This window comes from Aeromonas sp. QDB11, from assembly GCF_027705265.1.
Taxonomy (GTDB): domain Bacteria; phylum Pseudomonadota; class Gammaproteobacteria; order Enterobacterales; family Aeromonadaceae; genus Aeromonas; species Aeromonas allosaccharophila.
In genome coordinates, this window is sequence record NZ_JAPDBM010000009.1 from 47,319 (window position 1) to 65,402 (window position 18,084).

At 60.8% G+C, this 18,084-nt stretch carries 13 protein-coding genes; 8 read left to right on the forward strand and 5 right to left on the reverse strand.

Annotation, left to right across the window (positions count from 1 at the left end; all coding sequences use genetic code 11):
• Positions 1-14: 14 nt before the first annotated feature.
• The gene (locus OKC40_RS04740) at positions 15-503 is read right to left on the reverse strand and encodes a hypothetical protein (RefSeq protein ID WP_270794294.1); all 489 of its coding nucleotides are present in this window, start codon (positions 501-503) and stop codon (positions 15-17) included.
• Positions 503-3,574 carry a D-2-hydroxyglutarate dehydrogenase YdiJ gene (gene ydiJ / locus OKC40_RS04745; RefSeq protein ID WP_270794296.1) on the reverse strand — a complete coding sequence of 1,024 codons (3,072 nt, stop codon included), beginning with the start codon at positions 3,572-3,574 and terminating at the stop codon, positions 503-505. Before ydiJ ends, OKC40_RS04740 begins: the two co-directional genes overlap by 1 nt.
• A 163-nt stretch (positions 3,575-3,737) precedes the next feature.
• On the opposite strand from ydiJ, the gene OKC40_RS04750 reads away from it, so the two are divergent.
• From OKC40_RS04750 to OKC40_RS04765, 4 genes are all read left to right on the forward strand, one after another.
• Positions 3,738-4,664 carry a cation diffusion facilitator family transporter gene (locus OKC40_RS04750; RefSeq protein ID WP_042059343.1) on the forward strand — a complete coding sequence of 309 codons (927 nt, stop codon included), beginning with the start codon at positions 3,738-3,740 and terminating at the stop codon, positions 4,662-4,664.
• A gap of 300 nt (positions 4,665-4,964) precedes the next feature.
• Complete coding sequence (locus tag OKC40_RS04755) at positions 4,965-6,500, forward strand: TerC family protein (protein ID WP_270794297.1); 1,536 nt, start codon at positions 4,965-4,967, stop codon at positions 6,498-6,500.
• Between the two features lie 182 nt (positions 6,501-6,682).
• Positions 6,683-7,804 (forward strand): alkene reductase, encoded by a 1,122-nt coding sequence (locus tag OKC40_RS04760; RefSeq protein WP_270794298.1) that lies wholly within the window; start codon positions 6,683-6,685, stop codon positions 7,802-7,804.
• A 145-nt stretch (positions 7,805-7,949) separates the two neighbouring features.
• The gene (locus tag OKC40_RS04765) at positions 7,950-8,936 is read left to right on the forward strand and encodes a zinc-binding dehydrogenase (protein ID WP_270794300.1); all 987 of its coding nucleotides are present in this window, start codon (positions 7,950-7,952) and stop codon (positions 8,934-8,936) included.
• A gap of 114 nt (positions 8,937-9,050) precedes the next feature.
• Here OKC40_RS04765 and OKC40_RS04770 read toward each other — a convergent pair whose 3' ends face one another.
• Positions 9,051-10,115, reverse strand: coding sequence for an adenosine deaminase (locus tag OKC40_RS04770; RefSeq protein ID WP_270794302.1), 1,065 nt, complete (start codon positions 10,113-10,115; stop codon positions 9,051-9,053).
• A 197-nt stretch (positions 10,116-10,312) separates the two neighbouring features.
• Between OKC40_RS04770 and OKC40_RS04775 the strand changes: the two genes are divergently transcribed.
• From OKC40_RS04775 to asnB, 4 genes are all read left to right on the forward strand, one after another.
• A complete protein-coding gene (locus OKC40_RS04775) occupies positions 10,313-11,062 on the forward strand; it encodes an HAD-IIA family hydrolase (protein WP_043164926.1) in 750 nt (249 codons plus the stop codon).
• A 54-nt stretch (positions 11,063-11,116) separates the two neighbouring features.
• A complete protein-coding gene (locus OKC40_RS04780) occupies positions 11,117-12,691 on the forward strand; it encodes a cation:proton antiporter family protein (RefSeq protein ID WP_270794304.1) in 1,575 nt (524 codons plus the stop codon).
• A gap of 141 nt (positions 12,692-12,832) precedes the next feature.
• Positions 12,833-13,201 (forward strand): cupin domain-containing protein, encoded by a 369-nt coding sequence (locus OKC40_RS04785; protein WP_270794306.1) that lies wholly within the window; start codon positions 12,833-12,835, stop codon positions 13,199-13,201.
• A gap of 216 nt (positions 13,202-13,417) precedes the next feature.
• Positions 13,418-15,082 carry an asparagine synthase B gene (asnB, locus tag OKC40_RS04790; protein ID WP_270794307.1) on the forward strand — a complete coding sequence of 555 codons (1,665 nt, stop codon included), beginning with the start codon at positions 13,418-13,420 and terminating at the stop codon, positions 15,080-15,082.
• A gap of 103 nt (positions 15,083-15,185) precedes the next feature.
• Here asnB and dcuC read toward each other — a convergent pair whose 3' ends face one another.
• On the reverse strand, positions 15,186-16,559 hold the full coding sequence (gene dcuC, locus OKC40_RS04795; RefSeq protein ID WP_270794309.1) for a C4-dicarboxylate transporter DcuC: 1,374 nt from the start codon (positions 16,557-16,559) through the stop codon (positions 15,186-15,188).
• Between the two features lie 9 nt (positions 16,560-16,568).
• Positions 16,569-17,807 carry a peptidase T gene (pepT, locus tag OKC40_RS04800; RefSeq protein ID WP_270794310.1) on the reverse strand — a complete coding sequence of 413 codons (1,239 nt, stop codon included), beginning with the start codon at positions 17,805-17,807 and terminating at the stop codon, positions 16,569-16,571.
• Between the last annotated feature and the right edge of the window lie 277 nt (positions 17,808-18,084).

An 18,084-nucleotide genomic window follows, 5' to 3' on the forward strand; every position in this document is an offset into this window, starting at 1 on the left:
GCAACCACCTTGCGTCACCAGGGGTAGGTGACTCCGGGCCACTCGTCCCAAGGCACCTCTCGCCCCGGCAGACAGGGTTCCGGCCACTGCCACACCCTGGCGAGCCAGTCGCGCAGCTGCGTTTCCAGTTCCTCATCCGTGATGGGCGCCTCGGCCACCTTCCAGAAGAAGAGCTCCACCGCTACCTCCGGCAGCACCGAGGGGTAGAGATAAACCCCGCCCCAGAACTGCGGCTCCCGATCCGGGCTCCAGAGGCCATAGGCAAAGGAGCGCTTGGCCAGAAACTCCGACTGCTGCCACTCCAGATCCCCTTCGTGCTGACTCAGGCTGAAGTTGGCGGAGGGCCATATATCGTTCGGGCGAAACAGCTGATGAAGCTGCTCACGCTCGCGCAACATGGCGACAAACTCCACCACCGCCTGAGCAGGGGTGGCGGGCAACAACAAGAAACGCGGGTGCCGATAGGCCTTCGGCACCCGAAACCGTTTGGGAAAACGCAACATCAGAGCAGCTCCAGCAGGGCCTGCAATGGATGTTTGAGCTTCTCCCCCTCCATTCGCTTGACCTGACTGCGGCAGGAATAGCCGGTCGCCAGACAGCGCGCTTTGGGCAGACGAGCAAGGGGGTCGGCCCAGCTCAGGCCATAGATGCCCTTGGAGTTTTCCACCTGTTTGATGTCGTGACCATAGGTGCCTGCCATGCCGCAGCAACCCACAGAAACTGGCTGCAAGCTGGCCCCGAAGCGGCCAAACAGGGTGCTCCAGTCGCCGTGGGTCGAGGGCTTGGCGGTTTTCTCGGTGCAGTGAGCGAACAGATACCAAGGTTCGCTCCCCTCCCCGCTCGTTGCCTTATCGGCGCTGACAGGCAGCTGATCTGTCGGCAACGACAGCAACCACTCCTGTGGCAGCAACACCTGAAAATCGCCACGGGCCGACCCCAGCGCCTTGGCATACTCGTCGCGATAGCAGAGCACCATGGCCGGATCCACCCCCACCATGGGGATGCCGAGCGCCGCCACCTTGTTGAGGAACTGGGCGCTGTTGGCCGCGGTGCGGGCAAAGGCGCGCAGGAACCCCTTGATATGCTGGGGTTTGCCGTTCGGTTTAAAGGGCAGCAGATAGGGCTGGAACCCAAGCTTGCTGGCGAGTTTCACCAAGTCGCGCACCACGGGGGCATCGTAGTAACTGGTGAAGGGATCCTGCACGATGAGCACCACCTGCTTGCGTTGCTCGGCGCTCATCCGCTCCAGTCCCGGCAGATCAAAATAGCGGGCGCGGTTATCGTGCAGGCTCTCGGCCAGGGTCGGCACCGAGAGCAGTGGCACATCGACCATGCCGATACTCTTCTCGGTCGCCTTCTGGGCCCACTCTTTTTCGAGGAAGAAGTTGACCAGCTTCGGCGCTTTGGCGAGCAGCGGCGCATAGCTTTCGACGGTGCCGACGAAGTAATCCTTCGGCGCGCGCAGGTAGCGGCCATGATAAAGCTGCATAAAGCGGGCGCGAAAATCGGGCACATCCACCTTGATCGGGCACTGGCTGGTGCACGCCTTGCAGGCCAGACAGCCCGCCATCGCCTCCATCACCTCGTGGGAGAAATCATATTCGCCACGCTGTTTGGCCCAGCTGTTGCGCACCTTGTCCACCAGCTGTTTGAAACGCACGCCACCGGATTGCAGCGCCACCTCTTCAGCCAGCGGATCGAAACCCTGCTCCGCCAACTGACGCAGCCATTCGCGCATCAGACCCGCTCGCCCCTTGGGGGAGTGGCGGCGATCGCGGCTGATCTTGACCGAGGGGCACATGGGGGAGTCGGTCTCGAAGGTGAAGCACAGACCATTGCCGTTGCAATCCATAGCGCGGGTGTAGCTGGTGCGCACGGCGAGCGGGATCTGGCGGTCATACTTGCCGCGCTTGGGGCCATCGACCGATACCAGCTCGGCGCCGCTGCCATAGGGGATACAGATCTTGCCCGGGTTGATACGGTTGGCCGGATCGAACGCCCCCTTGACCCGCTGCAACTCTTCCCACAGCTCGCCAAAGAAGGCAGGGCTGTATTCGGAGCGAAAACCCTTGCCGTGCTCCCCCCACATCAGGCCGCCATATTTGGCGGTGAGCGCCACCACCTGATCGGAGATACGGCGCAGCAGCACCTCCTGCTCCGGGTCGCACAAATCGAGCGCCGGGCGCACGTGCAGCACACCGGCATCGACGTGGCCGAACATGCCGTAGTCGAGGCAGTGGGCGTCGAGCAGGGCACGAAACTCCATGATGAAATCGGCCAGAGATTCGGGCGGCACCGCGGTATCTTCGGTAAAGGCCACCGGCTTCTTGCGACCTTCGGCGTTGCCCAGCAGCCCCACCGACTTCTTGCGCATGGTGTAGATGGTCTCGATGCTCGGCAGGTGGTCACACACCTGATAGCCGATGATCCCCGCCTCGCCCTTGGCCAGCAGCGCATCGATACGGCGACAGAGCTCCGCCACCTTGGCCTTGTGTTCTGCTTCATCGGTATCGGCAAACTCGACGATGTTTAGCCCCTGCAGATCCTTGCCGGGCACATCCTGAATAAGTTCTTTGACCGAATGCCAGATGATGTCGGCGCGGGCCAACCCGAGCACCCGGGAGTCCACCGTCTCCACCGACAGGGCCTGCGCCTGCACCATAAAAGGGGCGTTGCGCAGGGCGGATGGGAAGCTGTCGTACTTGACGTTAACCAGCGTGCGGTAGCGCGGGATCGGTGTGATGTTGAGTCTGGCTTCGGTGATAAAGCCGAGGGACCCTTCCGATCCACACAGCACCCGGCTCACATCCAGCGTATCTGTGTCGGGATGATAGAGGTGCTTGAGATCATAACCGGTCAGAAAGCGGTTGAGCTTGGGGAAGGTGGCTTCGATGTCGGCGCGACGCTCCTTGCCGATGCGATAGAGGGTGCGATAGATCTCCCCTTCCCGAGTTTCGAGGGCCAGCTTGTCCTCAAGACGGGAGCCATTGACCGGCTCGGTGACCATGATGTCACCGTTCTCCAGCACCGCCTTGAGCCCCAGCACGTGATCCGAGGTTTTGCCGTAAACCAGAGACCCCTGCCCCGAGGCATCGGTGTTGATCATGCCCCCTAAGGTGGCGCGGTTGGAGGTGGAGAGATCCGGCGAGAAAAAGTAGCCGTGAGGCTTGAGCCAGGCGTTGAGCTGGTCTTTCACCACCCCGGCCTGGGCACGCACCCACCCCTCCTCCAGATTAATTTCCATGATCTGGTTCATATAACGGGAGAGATCGACGATAATGCCGCCGCCCAATGACTGACCATTGGTGCCGGTACCGCCACCACGAGGGAAAAAACTCAAGGAAGCGAACGCCGGCTCTGCGGCCAGCTTGAGCATTGCTGCTATGTCGTCCGCACTGCGCGGATAGAGAACCGCCTGAGGTACTACCTGATAGACGCTGTTATCCGTCGCCATCGCCAACCGGCTTGCATAAGACTTTTCGATATCACCACGAAATGCGCTGCGCTCTAGCAACTCAAGAAACTGCAGGGTTGCGGGTGACAAACTGTCCTGGTAATCGAGTCTCGGGATCATGAATCCTTGTTCCCATCCTTTGCTTGATGCCGGCACGCCGGCGACTACGACTGGCCGCCTGTCAATGGCAATCCGGCCAGTCCGCTCACATGTGAGCGGGCAGTATATCAGCTAGAAAACCGCTTGCGCTTGGCAATATTCACCATTTGAAAGGAGGACTTTTATGGCTCACCCCAGCCATGTTATCAGTACGCTTATCACCACCGAGAAGCAGGCGCTCACCCTGTCACTCGTCGGCAGCATCGCCTTTGCCATCTTCGGTATTGGCTACGGTCTGCTGGTCGGCTCCCACGCCATCATGCTCGACGGTATTTTCAGCCTGTTCAGCATGGGCATGACAGGTCTGGGTCTGGTCACGGCCTACTTCGTTACCCGCCCCTACGATGAGCGCTTCCAGTACGGCTACGCCCACTTCGAACCCATTGCCAACGTGATCAACGGCCTCATCATCTTGCTGCTTTGCCTCGGGGCACTCTATAACGGCATCACCACCCTGCTGGAGGGTGGCCGCGAGATAAACCTCGGTCACGCCCTCATCTGTGCGGCCATTTCCACCTTCCTCTGTTCGCTGCTTTATCTGGTCGAAGCCCGCTTGGCCAAGCAGTTCAACTCCGAACTGGTGCGGGTTGATTCCGAGGAGTGGCTGGTCGATACCATTTTAAGTGCCACCCTGCTGGTCGGTTTTCTGGTCGCCATTGGTCTGGATGCCATCGGCCACGGCCAATACAACCGCTACATAGACCCGGTGCTGGTTTCGCTGCTGGCCCTCTGTGCCACTCTCATTCCCATCAAGGTGCTGAGCAGAAACCTGCGGGAAGTATTCAAAATTGCCCCCAAGGGCGATGTGTCACAGCACGTCGAGCGGGAAATCGAGACGCTGCGCCAGCGTTATGGCTTCGAGTGCTACAGCCATCTGGCGAAAAGCGGTCGCCGCTTCGATCTGGAATTGAACATTCTGGTGGCACCGGATCAGGATTGGCCGGTCGAACGGCAGGATGCCCTGCGCCATGAGCTCTGGTCCCGCCTCGGCGATACCCTGGGCGATGCCTGGCTCTCGGTCTGCTTCACCCGCGAAAAGCGCTGGTTGTAACGACCGCACGGGGGAGCGCGGCCCGGCCGCCTCCCTCTGTCTCATCACAGCCCCGTCACGCCCCGTTGATGCTGCACTTGCCAAATTGGCGCCAATCGTTATCATCAGGGCTCATTTTTTACCCGAGGTTTTATTGCCCATCATGGACAATCCCCGAAGTTGCCCTTCGTCCCTTTCTGTCAAAGCCTATCTTTATCTGCTTCATCAGCGCCTCTGAATAACACCTTTGCCTTGCTGTTACTGCGGCCTTCGCGCGCCGTGATCACTGTTTGCTCTGTCTGTTTTTATTGAGGTCATACAATGGAATTGCTGCTGGATCCCCATATCTGGATTGGTCTGTTTACCCTGATCATTCTGGAAATCGTACTGGGGATCGACAACCTGGTCTTCATCGCCATCCTGGTGAAAAAACTGCCCCCCGCCCAACGGGACAAGGCGCGCATCATCGGCCTGTCGCTGGCCCTGCTGATGCGACTCGCGCTGCTGAGCGTGATGTCATGGCTGGTCACCCTGACCACCCCGATCTTGCATCTGTGGGATCACCCCTTCTCCGGTCGGGACCTGATCCTGATGGGGGGCGGCCTGTTCCTGCTGTTCAAAGCCACCTCCGAGCTGCACGAGCGGCTGGAAGCCAAACCCCATGACGATGGCCCGGTCGGCGCCTACGCCAGCTTCGGGGTGGTGATCGCCCAGATCCTGGTGCTCGATGCGGTCTTCTCGCTCGACTCCATCATCACCGCCGTCGGCATGGTGGAACACCTGGGCGTCATGATGGCCGCCGTGACCATCGCCATGGTGGTGATGGTGCTCGCCTCCAAACCGCTGACCCGCTTCGTCAACGCCCACCCGACCGTGGTGGTGCTCTGCCTGAGCTTCCTGCTGATGATCGGCTTCAGCCTGGTGGCGGAGGGCTTCGGCTTCCACATTCCGAAGGGCTACCTCTATGCGGCCATCGGCTTCTCGGTGCTGATCGAGTTTTTCAACCAGCTGGCCCAGCGCAGCGCCGAGCGCCACGAAGCCAAACAGCCGCTGCGCGAGCGCACCACTGCCGCCATCTTCAAGCTGATGGGCAGCAAGGCCTATCAGGATCAGCCGGATGACGATCTGGACGCACCGGCGCCTGCGCCGCTGAGCTTTGGCGAGGAGGAGCGCTACATGGTGACCGGCGTGTTGTCGCTGGCCGAGCGATCCATTCGCACCATCATGACCCCGCGCTCCGAGATGGCCTGGATCGACATCAACGACTCCAGCGACGAAATCCGTGCCCTGCTGCAGCGCGAGCCCCACAGCCTGTTCCCCATCTGTGACGGCGATCTGGACGAGGTGATCGGGGTGCTCAAGGCGCGCGACCTGCTGTTTGCCTTGAATGAAGGGCAATCCTTAAGCGAACTGGCCAAGCAGAACGACCCCATTATCGTGCCGCAGACCATCAACGTGATCCGCCTGCTGGCGGAGCTGCGCAAAGCCAAGGGGAGCCTCATTCTGGTCTCCGATGAGTTTGGCGTCATTCAGGGGCTGGTCACTACCCACGATCTGCTGGAGGCCATCGTCGGCGAACTGCCGGACGAGGACGAAACCCCGGATATCGTGCGCGATGGCGAAGGGTGGCTGATCAACGGCAGCACCAACATCCACCATGTGGAGCAGGTGCTGGAGCACGAGGGGCTGGTGAGCGAGAGCGATGAATACGTGACCCTGGCGGGCATGCTGCTCTCCCACTTCGGCACTCTGCCCACCCCGGGCCAGCAGTTGCAACTGCAGCAGCTCAACTTCGAGGTGATCGAGGTGAGCGAGCGACGCATCGAGCGGGTGAAAGTGATGCCCGCCACGGCTTGAGCCTGCCACCAGCAGAATACTGAAGAGGGCCAGACGGCCCTCTTTTTTATGCCTAAACGCCTCTTTCCTAACGGTTTGTGCTGATTGCTGCATCAAGCACAATTCTCTTGTGCAATTACCCCTCTTTTTCACAACAAGATGGCGGCATAAAGTGGCCTCACTTCCACCATGAGGAACTCAAGATGAGCCACGATCACCTGTTCTGCCCGCTGCGCCTCGGCCAGCTGCACCTTGCCAACCGCATCGTCATGCCCCCCATGACCCGCTCCCGTGCCAGTCAGCCGGGTGATGTGGCCAACGCCATGATGGCGAGCTACTACGCCCAGCGCGCCGAGGCGGGCCTGATCATCAGCGAAGGCACCCAAATCGACCCCATGGGCAAGGGCTACGCCTGGACGCCGGGCATCTACAGCGCCGAGCAGATCGCTGGCTGGAAAGGGGTGACCGATGCCGTACACGCCAAGGGGGGCAGCATCTTCGCCCAGCTCTGGCACGTGGGCCGGGTCACCCATCCGGACAACATCGGCGGTGCTCAGCCCATCTCCGCTTCAGCCCTGCCCGCAGTGGGTGTCAAGGTGTTCGTCGATAACGGCAGCGATGCGCCGGGCTTTGTCGAGACCGTCACCCCGCGAGCCATGACTCAGGCCGATATCGATGCGGTGGTGGGCCAGTTCCGTCAGGCGGCTCGCAACGCCATCAGCGCCGGTTTTGACGGCATCGAGCTGCACGCCGCCAACGGTTATCTGATCAACCAGTTCCTCGACTCCGAATCCAACGCCCGCACCGACAGTTATGGCGGATCGCTGGAGAACCGGTTGCGCTTCCTCAAAGAGGTGACCGAAGCGGTCTGCAGCGAGATCGGGGCTGACCGGGTCGGGGTGCGCCTTGCGCCGCTCACCACCCTCAACGGCACAGTCGATGCCAACCCGCAGCAGACCTATCTGGCGGCTGCCCGCCTGCTGGGCCAGCTCAATGTCACCTACCTGCACATTGCCGAAGCGGACTGGGACGATGCCCCCCTGATGCCGGAGAACTTCAAGCAGGGTCTGCGGGATGCCTTCCCCAACACCCTGATCTACGCCGGTAAATATGATGGTGCCCGCGCGCGCGCCGCCCTCGACGCGGGCTGGGCCGACATGATTGGCTTTGGCCGCCCCTTCGTCGCCAACCCGGATCTGCCAAACCGGCTGCGCCACGGCTATCCGCTGGCCCCCCACGATCCGGCCACCCTGTTTGGCGGCGGCGAGAAGGGGCTGACCGACTACCCCGTCTATCAGGCCGATGACGCAACCACCAGCCGCTGATTGCCGATGGCCAGCAGGCCACTTAAGCAGGCCCCACAGGTTGGGGCCTGCTGTCTTGTTGCGCACTCGCAACAGTGATAGTTATGACTGTCTTACTGTTGCAATCATCTCGTTAAGCTCTCCCACTGTTTCGCAAGGAGTCCTCATGAATCACACCCAAGCCTGGTGCTGGCATGCCCCCGGTGAACCGACCCAGCTTACCCTCGCCGATCTGCCCCTCTCCCCCCTTGGTCCTGACGAGGTGCTGGTGGCCAACCGGGTCATCGCCTTCAACCCGGTGGACTGGAAGCTGATCGAATATGGTCATGGCAACTGGCAGGACGGTCAGGTGCCCGGCGTCGATGGCATGGGCACTATCGTGGCACTCGGTGCCAACGTCAGCCATCTGCGTCTCGGCGCCCGGTTCGCCTACCACACCGACCTGCGCCACCACGGCAGCTTTGCCCGCCACACCCGTGTACCGGCCCGAGCCCTGCTGCCGGTGCCCGATGCCCTGAGTGACGAGGCGGCCGCCGCCCTGCCCTGTCCCGGCCTCACCGCCTGGCAGGCGCTGGCCAAGCTGCCAGGCCTGCACGGGGAAGCGCTGCTCATCACAGGCGCAGGCAGCAGTGTTGGCCGCTTTGCGGTGCAACTGGCCCTTAAACAGGGAGCGCGGGTCTTTGCCAGCGCCAGCCCACGCCACCATCAGTGGCTCAAACAGATAGGTGTGCAGGGTGTAGCCGATTATCGGGATCCCGACTGGCTGGCCGCCTTGCAGGTGGCCAACGGCAACGAGCCGTTCGAGGGGATCATCGATCTGGTCTCCAGCCAGCAGGCAGAAAGCTTGTTGCCTGCCCTTGGCTACTACGGCCATATGGTGACTGTGCTCGGGCGCATCCCCCACAATCCGCAGCCCGCCTTTGCCCACTGCCTCTCATTACACGAGATTGCGCTGGGTGCTCAACACGCCTTTGGCACCGACAAGCAGTGGAGCCGACTGGTGGCCGCCGGTGTCGCCATGATGGCGCAGATGGCGAGCGGCGAGCTGACCCTGCCGCCGCTGGTGGTCGGCAACTTCGAGGCGCTGCCCACCCTGCTCGACCGCTTCAAGCGCGAAGGACAGGGTGAGAAGTTTCTGGTGCGAGTGGCATAACGCTGACCTTCCCCCGGCAACCACACCGGCCATTGAAACGAGAGAGGCCCGCCAGTGATGGCGAGCCTCTTTTTATATCAACTGCTTTTCATATCGAGGGCATTGGCGCCTGACTCAGTGCAGGATCACCCCGTGGGTCGCGGCATAGCCACGGATCTCGCGGGTCAGCCGCGCCTTGTCAGCCAGAGAGAGCCAGCTCGCCTCAACGGCATTGAGCGACAAACGGCAGAGCTGACTCATGGTCGCGCCAAGGCCATCGGCCAGCGCCGCAAAGTTGGCCCCCATATAGCCGCCAAAGTAGGCGGGATCGTCGGAGTTGATGGTGACGCAGAGCCCCTGCTCCAGCAGCCGCAACACATTGTGCTGGGCCATATTGCCAAACACCTTGAGCCGGGTATTGGAGAGGGGGCAGACGGTGAGCGGCAGCCGGGTATCGGCCAGATAACGCAGCAACTCGGGATCATCGGCCGAGCGCACCCCGTGATCGATGCGGCACACCTGCAGCTCGTTGATCGCCTGCCAGATGTAGTCGGCAGGCCCCTCTTCACCGGCATGGGCCACCACCGGCAACCCCAGCTCGCGGCAGCGGGCAAAGACCCGGGCAAACTTGCTGGGCGGATTGCCCTGCTCCCCCGAGTCGAGGCCGATGCCGTGAATGCGCGACAGGAAGGGCATAGCCTCTGCCAACGTCGCGAACGCCTCCTCTTCACTGAGGTGGCGCAAGAAGCTCATGATCAGCCGCCAACTGATGCCAAACTCCTTCTCCCCGGTCTGCAACGCCCGCTCGATGCCACTCAGCACAGTAGCAAAGGGGATACCGCGAGCGGTGTGGGTCTGCGGGTCGAAGAAGATCTCCACATGCACCACCTTGTCGGCAGCGCAACGCGCCAGATAGGCCCAGGTGAGGTCGAAGAAGTCCTGCTCGGTCACCAGCACGCTGGCTCCGCGATAGTAGAGGTCGAGAAAGGATTGCAGGCAGTCAAAGTCATAGGCGGCGCGCACGCTGGCCACATCGGGCCAGGGCAGCGGCACATTATTGCGGTGGCCCAGCTCAAACATCAGCTCGGGTTCGAGGCTGCCCTCAATATGCAGGTGCAGCTCCAGTTTCGGCAGTCCGGCGATAAATTGCGCGGCGGTGAGGTGTTCGGGTGTGACTGGCTTGGGAATTGGGGTGTCCATAGCGACGGCTCCATCAGCAAAGTGATCCGGCGTCAGCCCCTCCACCAGACTGACCCGACGGCAGCTTTATTGTGCACCGAAGTGGCGAGACAGGGGAGACTTGTCATCAAACAGACTTATAATGGCGTCACAAAAATCATAAATGATTGAACATCTTAACGATTGGCGGCTCGCCTGCGCCCTGACAAGGAGTTTTCATGAAGAAGAACGTCATCTGCGATATCGACGGTGTCATCCTGCACAATAACGATCTCATCCCCGGTGCCGACCGTTTCGTCCACCGCCTGCTGGAGCAGGGCAGCAAGCTCTTGTTCCTCACCAACTACCCGGCCCAGACCCAGAAAGATCTGCAAAACCGCTTCCGCTCAGCCGGGATTGAGGTGCCGGAAGAGTGCTTCTACACCTCCGCCATGGGCACCGCCGATTTTCTCAAGCGCCAGGATGGCAAGAAGGCCTATGTGATTGGCGAAGGGGCGCTGACCCACGAGCTCTACAAGGCCGGTTTCACCATCACCGACATCGACCCCGACTTCGTGGTGGTGGGCGAGACCCGCAACTACAACTGGACCATGATGCAGCTGGGCGCCAAGTTCGTCGATCAGGGGGCCCGCTTTATCGCCACCAACCCCGACACCCACGGCCCCATGATGCACCCGGCCTGCGGCGCCCTGTGCGCCCCCATCGAGCGGATGACCGGCAAGAAGCCGTTTTATGTCGGCAAGCCGAGCGCCTGGATCATCCGTGCGGCGCTGAACCGGATGGAGGCCCACTCCGACGACACCATCATCATCGGCGACAACCTGCGCACCGACATTCTGGCAGGCTTTCAGGCCGGTCTCGAGACGGTGCTGGTGCTCTCCGGGGTGAGCAAGGTCGCCGATATCGACCGCATGCCGTTTCGCCCGAACCATATTTTCGACTCCGTGGTCGACATCGATATCGTCTAATCACCACCCAAGCGTTAAACAGGGCAGGTCTATCCTGCCCATGCAGGATCTGTTATGGAACCCATTCTGATCGCCGTGGCCTTTGGCTGCGGCATGGTAGTCAATCTGATTGGCCTGCCCCCCCTGCTCGGCTTTCTGGCCGCCGGTTTTATCCTCAATGGCATGGGGTATGAAAACACCCCCGCCCTGAGCGAGGTAGCCGATCTCGGCGTCACCCTGCTGCTGTTCACCATCGGCCTCAAGCTCAATATCAAGACCCTGATGCGGCGCGATGTGTGGGGCACCACCAGCCTGCACCTGCTGCTCTCCACCCTGCTCTTTACCGTGGTGCTGCTGGTCTGCAAGGGGCTGGGGCTCCACCTCGCCCTGTCGCTGGACTGGAAGCTGGCGCTGCTGCTGGGCTTTGCCCTCTCCTTCTCCAGCACTGTCTTCGCGGTCAAGGTATTGGAAGATCGCAGCGACATGAATGCCCTCTACGCCCGCATCGCCATCGGGGTGCTGGTGATGCAGGATGTGTTCGCCGTGGCCTTTCTGGCGTTCTCCAGTGGCAAGTTGCCCAGTATCTGGGCGCTCTGGGTGCTGGGATTGCCGCTGCTGCGCCCGCTGTTGTTCAAGCTCTTGGAGCGGGCCGGTCACGGCGAGTTGCAGGTGCTGTTCGGGGTGTTTCTGGCACTGGTAGTGGGGGCCGCCGGTTTTGAAGTGGTTGGCCTCAAGCCGGATCTCGGGGCGCTGATCATCGGCATGCTGCTCGCCTCCCATCCGGCGGCGGCAGGATTGGCCAAGGCGCTCTTTAACCTCAAGGACCTCTTTCTGGTCTGCTTCTTTCTCACCATCGGCCTCAACGGCCTGCCGACCCACGACACCATGCTGCTGGCACTGGCGCTGGTGCTGGCCCTGCCGCTGAAAAGCGCGCTCTACTATCTGGTCTACAGTGGTGCTCACCTGCGGGTGCGTACCGCCCTGCTCTCTACCCTGGCGCTCACCAACTTCTCGGAGTTTGGCCTCATTGTCGCGGCCATCGCCGCCAAGGCGGGCTGGATCTCCCACGAGTGGCTGGTGGCGGTCTCGCTGGCGCTGGCGGCGAGCTTTATGATCTCGGCCCCGCTCAATGCCCAGAGCGAGCGCATTTACCACCGCATTGGCCACTGGCTGCGGGGATTGCAGGCGAGCAACCTCCATCCGGAAGACAGACCCATCGAGCTGGGCGATGCCGAGGTGATCATCCTCGGCATGGGACGGATTGGTCAGGGGGCCTACTTCGAGCTGGAGAACAAATACGGCAACGTCATCCTCGGGGTGGAGAACGACAGCGAGAAGCTGCCCACCCTGCGCGCCCAGGGGATGAACGTCATCGAGGGGGACGCCACCGATACCGACTTCTGGGACAAGGTGCTGCTCTCCAATCAGGTCAATCTGGTGCTGCTGGCGATGCCCCACCACTCTGGTAACCTCTACGCCATCGAGAAGCTTCGCAGCCACGGCTTCAACGGCAAAATCGCCGCCATCGTCCGCTTCGAGGACGATATCGCCTCCCTGCAAGAACAAGGTGTGGATGCGGTGTTCAATGTTTACAACGAAGCGGGCAGCGGCTTTGCCCGCCATGTGATCCGCCGCTTGCAGCCGCGCTGAGAGCTGGCATCAGGGGCTTGGCGAGGGCCCTTGGCAAGGGGATGTGCATCGTTTAAGTTATGCTCAACCTCGTTTAATAAAACGAACAAACGCGGGGCCGGGATGGCCCCGCTTTCATATCCCCATTGCCAGGGAGGCACCATGAAGACCCTTAACGACTGGATTTTGCTCGACCGCCACGAAGCGGCCCCCACTCCGCTGATGGCCGCCCCCGAGCGCATTAAAGCGGGCAACCCGAGCCAGACAGTGTGGAACCACTACTCCGACCCCAGCCAGCAGTTTCACGTGGGCTTCTGGAGCTGCGAGCCCGGCCGCTGGGCCATTCACTACACCGAGCACGAGTATTGCCAACTGCTGGAGGGGGATGTGGTGATCCACGACAGTCAGGGCGGCCAGCTTGCCCTCAAACCCGGCGATCAATTCGTCATTCCCGCCGGCTTTGTCGGCGAGTGGGAGACCCTCACCCCCTGTCGCAAGGTCTATGTGATCTTCGAACCCGCTTCGGCTTGACGTTCACGTCACCCTGCCCCACTCCCTGTACCACGACCGGTGCCACTACCGGCCCCCTTATCCCGTTGATCCGCTTGACGCTTACGGCATGATTTTCTGCGGTTTTCCCGCTTGCAAAAGGTTTTTCCGCTAGGCATTGTGTCTGACGAGGAATGTAAATGGAATTTCGAGCCCGGACGTGGGGGGCTCATATAAAAATCAAGAGGATTACCGCCAATGTGTTCTATTTTCGGCATTCTGGACATCAAAACCGACCCGGCTCTATTGCGCAAATCGGCGCTGGAGATGTCCAAGCGACTTCGTCACCGCGGGCCAGACTGGTCCGGCGTCTACAGCTCCGACAAAGCGATTCTGGTGCACGAGCGCCTGGCCATCGTCGATCCGGGCAATGGCGCCCAGCCGCTCTACAACCCCGAGCGCACTCACGTATTGGCCGTCAACGGCGAGATCTACAACCACAAAGAGCTGGAGAAGAACCTCAAGGTCGATTTCCAGTTCCAGACCAAATCAGACTGTGAAGTGCTGCTGGCCCTCTACAAGGAGAAGGGCCCGGCGTTTCTCGACGATCTCAACGGCATCTTCGCCTTTATCCTCTATGACGCCGAACAGGATGCCTACCTGATTGGTCGTGACCACATGGGGATCATCCCCCTCTATACCGGTCGCGACGAACACGGCAATTTCTATGTCGCCTCCGAGATGAAGGCGCTAGTGCCGGTCTGCAAGAGTGTTGAAACCTTCCCGCCGGGACACTACCTGTGGAGCAAGGATGGCGAGCTTAAACAGTGGTACAAGCGCGACTGGATGGAGTACAGCGCGGTCGAGCACAACGTCAGCGACAAGGCCGAGCTGAAAGCAGCGCTGGAAGCGGCGGTCAAACGCCAGCTGATGTGCGACGTGCCGTATGGCGTGCTGCTCTCCGGCGGGCTGGATTCGTCCGTCATCTCCGCCATCACCAAGATCTACGCCGCCCGTCGGGTGGAAGACGATGGCAAGAGCGAAGCCTGGTGGCCGCAACTGCACTCCTTTGCCGTGGGGCTGGAAGGCTCGCCTGACTTGGCTGCCGCCCGTAAAGTGGCCGATCATCTGGGCACCATCCACCACCAGATCCACTTCACCGTGCAAGAGGGTCTGGATGCCCTGCGGGATGTCATCTATCACCTCGAGACCTATGACGTCACCACCATCCGTGCCTCCACGCCGATGTATCTGATGGCCCGCTATATCAAGGCGATGGGGATCAAGATGGTGCTCTCCGGTGAAGGTTCCGACGAGCTGTTCGGTGGCTATCTCTACTTCCACAAGGCGCCCAACGCCAAAGAATTCCACGAAGAGAACGTGCGCAAGCTCGCCTCCTTGCACCTCTATGACTGCCTGCGCGCCAACAAATCGATGGCCGCCTGGGGCGTGGAAGGTCGTGTGCCCTTCCTCGACAAGGAGTTCATGGACGTGGCGATGCGCCTGCAACCTGCCGACAAGATGTGCGGCAACGGCAAGATCGAGAAGCACATCCTGCGCGAAGCGTTCGAGGATCTGCTGCCCCACGAAGTGGCATGGCGCCAGAAGGAGCAGTTCTCCGACGGCGTAGGTTATTCGTGGATCGACAGCCTGAAAGCCATGGTGGAACAGGAAGTGACGGATCAGATGTTCGAGGCGGCGGAATTCCGCTTCCCCATCAACACCCCGCTCACCAAAGAGGCCTACTTCTACCGCGCCATCTTCGACGAGCACTTCCCGCTGGAAGCCGCCGCCCGCACCGTGCCCTACGGCAAGTCGGTCGCCTGCTCCACCCCCACCGCGCTGGAGTGGGATGCCAAGTTCAAGGAGATGGCCGACCCATCTGGCCGCGCCGTGATGGACGTGCACCAGCAGGGCTACTAAGCCCGAACGGGTTCACCCGAGCGGATAACGCCAGATAGCAAAAAGCCCTTCACCATGGTGAAGGGCTTTTCGTTATTTCATCTCCGGATAACCGAAGGAGCAGTTACAGATAGAAGATCCCCACGATCAGGGTATGGAAGACAAAACCGACCATCAGGGGCACCGAGGTGCGCTTGATCACCGCGAACGGGGTCAGCTTGGCACCGCTGGAGACCGCGATGATCACCCCGGAGACCGGCGACATGGCGCGCCCCATGTGGGAGGCCTGCTGCATCGGCAGGATCATGGCGGCGGTATTGACCCCCATGCTGGCAGCGATCTGCGGGATCAGCTCGACAAAGGCGAGGAAGGGTGCATTGCCGGAGCCCATGATGATGGCGGCAACCAGCGTCACCAGTGCAAAAACGATCGCCATGGCAAAGGCGGGCAGCCCCACATGTTCGGCGCCGACGATCAGGATATCGATCACCCCCAACACCTTGATGCCGTGAGCGAAGATCCCCGCCGCCACCAGCAGCCCCACTACGTTGCTGAACGCTGACCCCATGCCATTGAGAAAGTGGCTGAAACCGCCGCACACCTGCTTCATGTCACGGGTTCTGGCCGCCTCTACCACCATGCTGATAAACATCGAGATCATCACTATGGTGATGACGTTGAGCTTGATGTGATCGACAAACAGGGAAGAGAAGCCCACCGCCATGATGATGGGCAGCATAGGCAAGATGGCATAAAAGCCGGGGACTCCGACCTGTTGCTCTGAGTCGTCCACCGCAGCCGCGCCCTGATGAAGGTGCCCCTCCTGCAGATCGCAGCGCCGCTGCCAGAATACGTGCATCAAGCCCACCACCAGCACGGTCGCCAGTGCGGCTGGCCCCTGATAGGTGTAGACATACTCGATCACGTTATGGCCCATGCCCACCGCATCGGTTGCACGGATGGCGTCGATAGCAGTCGGGGTATAGGCCACCCCGAGGGAGGTGGCAATCACCCCGGCCGACGAGGCCGCAGAGAGCCCCAGCCCCACCATGATGGGGAACAGGGTCGCCATCAGCAGTACCGCCAGACCGGTCGCCGAGGGGATCGCCAGTTGCAGCGCGCTGGCCAGCAGATAGGAAAAGAACAGCAACACATAGGGGGAGCGCAACCGGCGCAGTGGACGAATCGCAATGCGCACCACCGCATCATTGGCACCGATATGATCCATGTAATGGGCAAAGCCCATCAGCGCCATGATCATCAAACCAAGATCGGCCGCCCGCGAGCTGAACAGATCCCGCATCACCTCAAACGGATCGAACAGGGCAATCCCGGTGCTCTCGACCCCTTTGGGCAGCACACTCCCCCACCCTGCCAGCTGGCTTGCCACCATCAGCACCAGACCGGCGGCAAACAGCACCGGCTCGGCCCGATAGCCTTTGAGGATCAGTCTGGCCACCAGCACGATGACCAGCACTGCAATCACTACCTGAAACATGACGACTCCTTAGCGGCTGAAACGGGCGTGGGTGAGCTTGATGATCTCGACCACTACGGCACTGGCCGCCTCGAGGGAGCTGACCGGCAGGTACTCGTAGATGGAGTGAAAGTTGTGGGCACCGGTGAAGAGGTTCGGGCAGGGCAATCCCTTCTGGGAGAGCACGGCACCATCATAACCGCCGCGCATAGGGATGGGTTTTGGGGTGATCCCCAGCGTTTCATAAGCGGCCAGCGCCAGTTCGATGGGATAACGATTATCGCCCTGCAAACTGTTGAAGACATTGCTGTAGCGATCGCTCAAGTGGTAACTCACGCTCTGCTCTCCCCACAGGGCCTGACAGCTCTTGCCGAGGGTGTCGAGCAGTGTCATTCGCTGCTGATAACCTTCTTGAGTGAAGTCGCGCACATCCAGTTTCAGCACAGTTTGGGCGCTGTTGCCCTGCATCTGCTTGACCCAGTAGTAACCTTCACGCCCCTCGGTATATTCAGGCGCTTCGCCCCCCGGTAGCATGGCGATAAACTTGTGGGCCATCAGCAGGGAGTTTTTCAGCTTGCCCTTGGCCGACATGGGGTGGGCCGAGGCACCGTGAAAGACAAACTCCGCATCCCCCGCATTCCAGTTCTCATAGACCAGCTCGCCAATCCCGCAGCAGTCGAGGGTATAGGCGAAGTCAGCGCCAAAACGTTCGGTATCAAACGCCTTGGCCCCGCGCAGCCCCTGCTCCTCGTCAGGTACCAGACCAATTTTGATGGTGCCGTGAGGGATCTCCGGGTGTGCCTGCAGATAGGCCACCGCATTGACGATGGCGGCGATGGCCGCCTTGTCATCGGCCCCCAGCAGGCTGGTGCCGTCGGTCACGATGATGTGATCGCCAACATAGTTGGCCAGCTCCGGGAACTCGCTCTGGCGCAGGGTGATCTGCTGCTCGGCATTGAGGCAGATATCCCCCCCTTCATAGGCCACGACTTGGGCATGGGTATCGTTGGTGTGTTCGGCACTGGTATCGAGATGGGCAAAGAAGGCCACGGTGGGCAGATCCCCCGCCACATTGGCAGGCAGGGTGGCGGTCAGGATGGCGTTGTCCGCCACCTCCACGGTCAGCCCCAGCGCAATCAGCTCCTGCGCCACCTTGTCAGCCAGCACCCGCTGCCCCGGGGAGGAGGGCATCACCCCGGCGGCGCCCGCTTCACGGTTGGTGGTGGTATTGATGGCGGTGTATCCCAAAAATCGGTCGACAATCTGCATTGCGGTAGTCCTGTGAGTAGTGACGGATATGATGCCGTGACGAGATCCGGCGGCGCGGTCACCTTATTCAGAAAGCAGCCGCCTTTTTCTGCAAACAGCCGTCTGATGAAGCGATAAAACCTTGGATTAACGAGAAAAAATGAGATGGATAAAGAGAGTGCCCATCACAGTCGAATCAACGGGTAGTGATAAATAACACAGAAAAGCTGCATAAAAGCCATCAGATAACCAAAAGTGGGTAGCTGATCACATGCCTGATATGCTGAAAGGCGAAATA

Bases quoted from the DNA above. Each gene is read 5' to 3' on its own strand.
- OKC40_RS04740 (WP_270794294.1), bottom strand. From the start codon at position 503: ATGTTGCGTTTTCCCAAACGGTTTCGGGTGCCGAAGGCCTATCGGCAC.
- ydiJ (WP_270794296.1), bottom strand. From the start codon at position 3,574: ATGATCCCGAGACTCGATTACCAGGACAGTTTGTCACCCGCAACCCTG.
- OKC40_RS04750 (WP_042059343.1), top strand. From the start codon at position 3,738: ATGGCTCACCCCAGCCATGTTATCAGTACGCTTATCACCACCGAGAAG.
- OKC40_RS04755 (WP_270794297.1), top strand. From the start codon at position 4,965: ATGGAATTGCTGCTGGATCCCCATATCTGGATTGGTCTGTTTACCCTG.
- OKC40_RS04760 (WP_270794298.1), top strand. From the start codon at position 6,683: ATGAGCCACGATCACCTGTTCTGCCCGCTGCGCCTCGGCCAGCTGCAC.
- OKC40_RS04765 (WP_270794300.1), top strand. From the start codon at position 7,950: ATGAATCACACCCAAGCCTGGTGCTGGCATGCCCCCGGTGAACCGACC.
- OKC40_RS04770 (WP_270794302.1), bottom strand. From the start codon at position 10,115: ATGGACACCCCAATTCCCAAGCCAGTCACACCCGAACACCTCACCGCC.
- OKC40_RS04775 (WP_043164926.1), top strand. From the start codon at position 10,313: ATGAAGAAGAACGTCATCTGCGATATCGACGGTGTCATCCTGCACAAT.
- OKC40_RS04780 (WP_270794304.1), top strand. From the start codon at position 11,117: ATGGAACCCATTCTGATCGCCGTGGCCTTTGGCTGCGGCATGGTAGTC.
- OKC40_RS04785 (WP_270794306.1), top strand. From the start codon at position 12,833: ATGAAGACCCTTAACGACTGGATTTTGCTCGACCGCCACGAAGCGGCC.
- asnB (WP_270794307.1), top strand. From the start codon at position 13,418: ATGTGTTCTATTTTCGGCATTCTGGACATCAAAACCGACCCGGCTCTA.
- dcuC (WP_270794309.1), bottom strand. From the start codon at position 16,559: ATGTTTCAGGTAGTGATTGCAGTGCTGGTCATCGTGCTGGTGGCCAGA.
- pepT (WP_270794310.1), bottom strand. From the start codon at position 17,807: ATGCAGATTGTCGACCGATTTTTGGGATACACCGCCATCAATACCACC.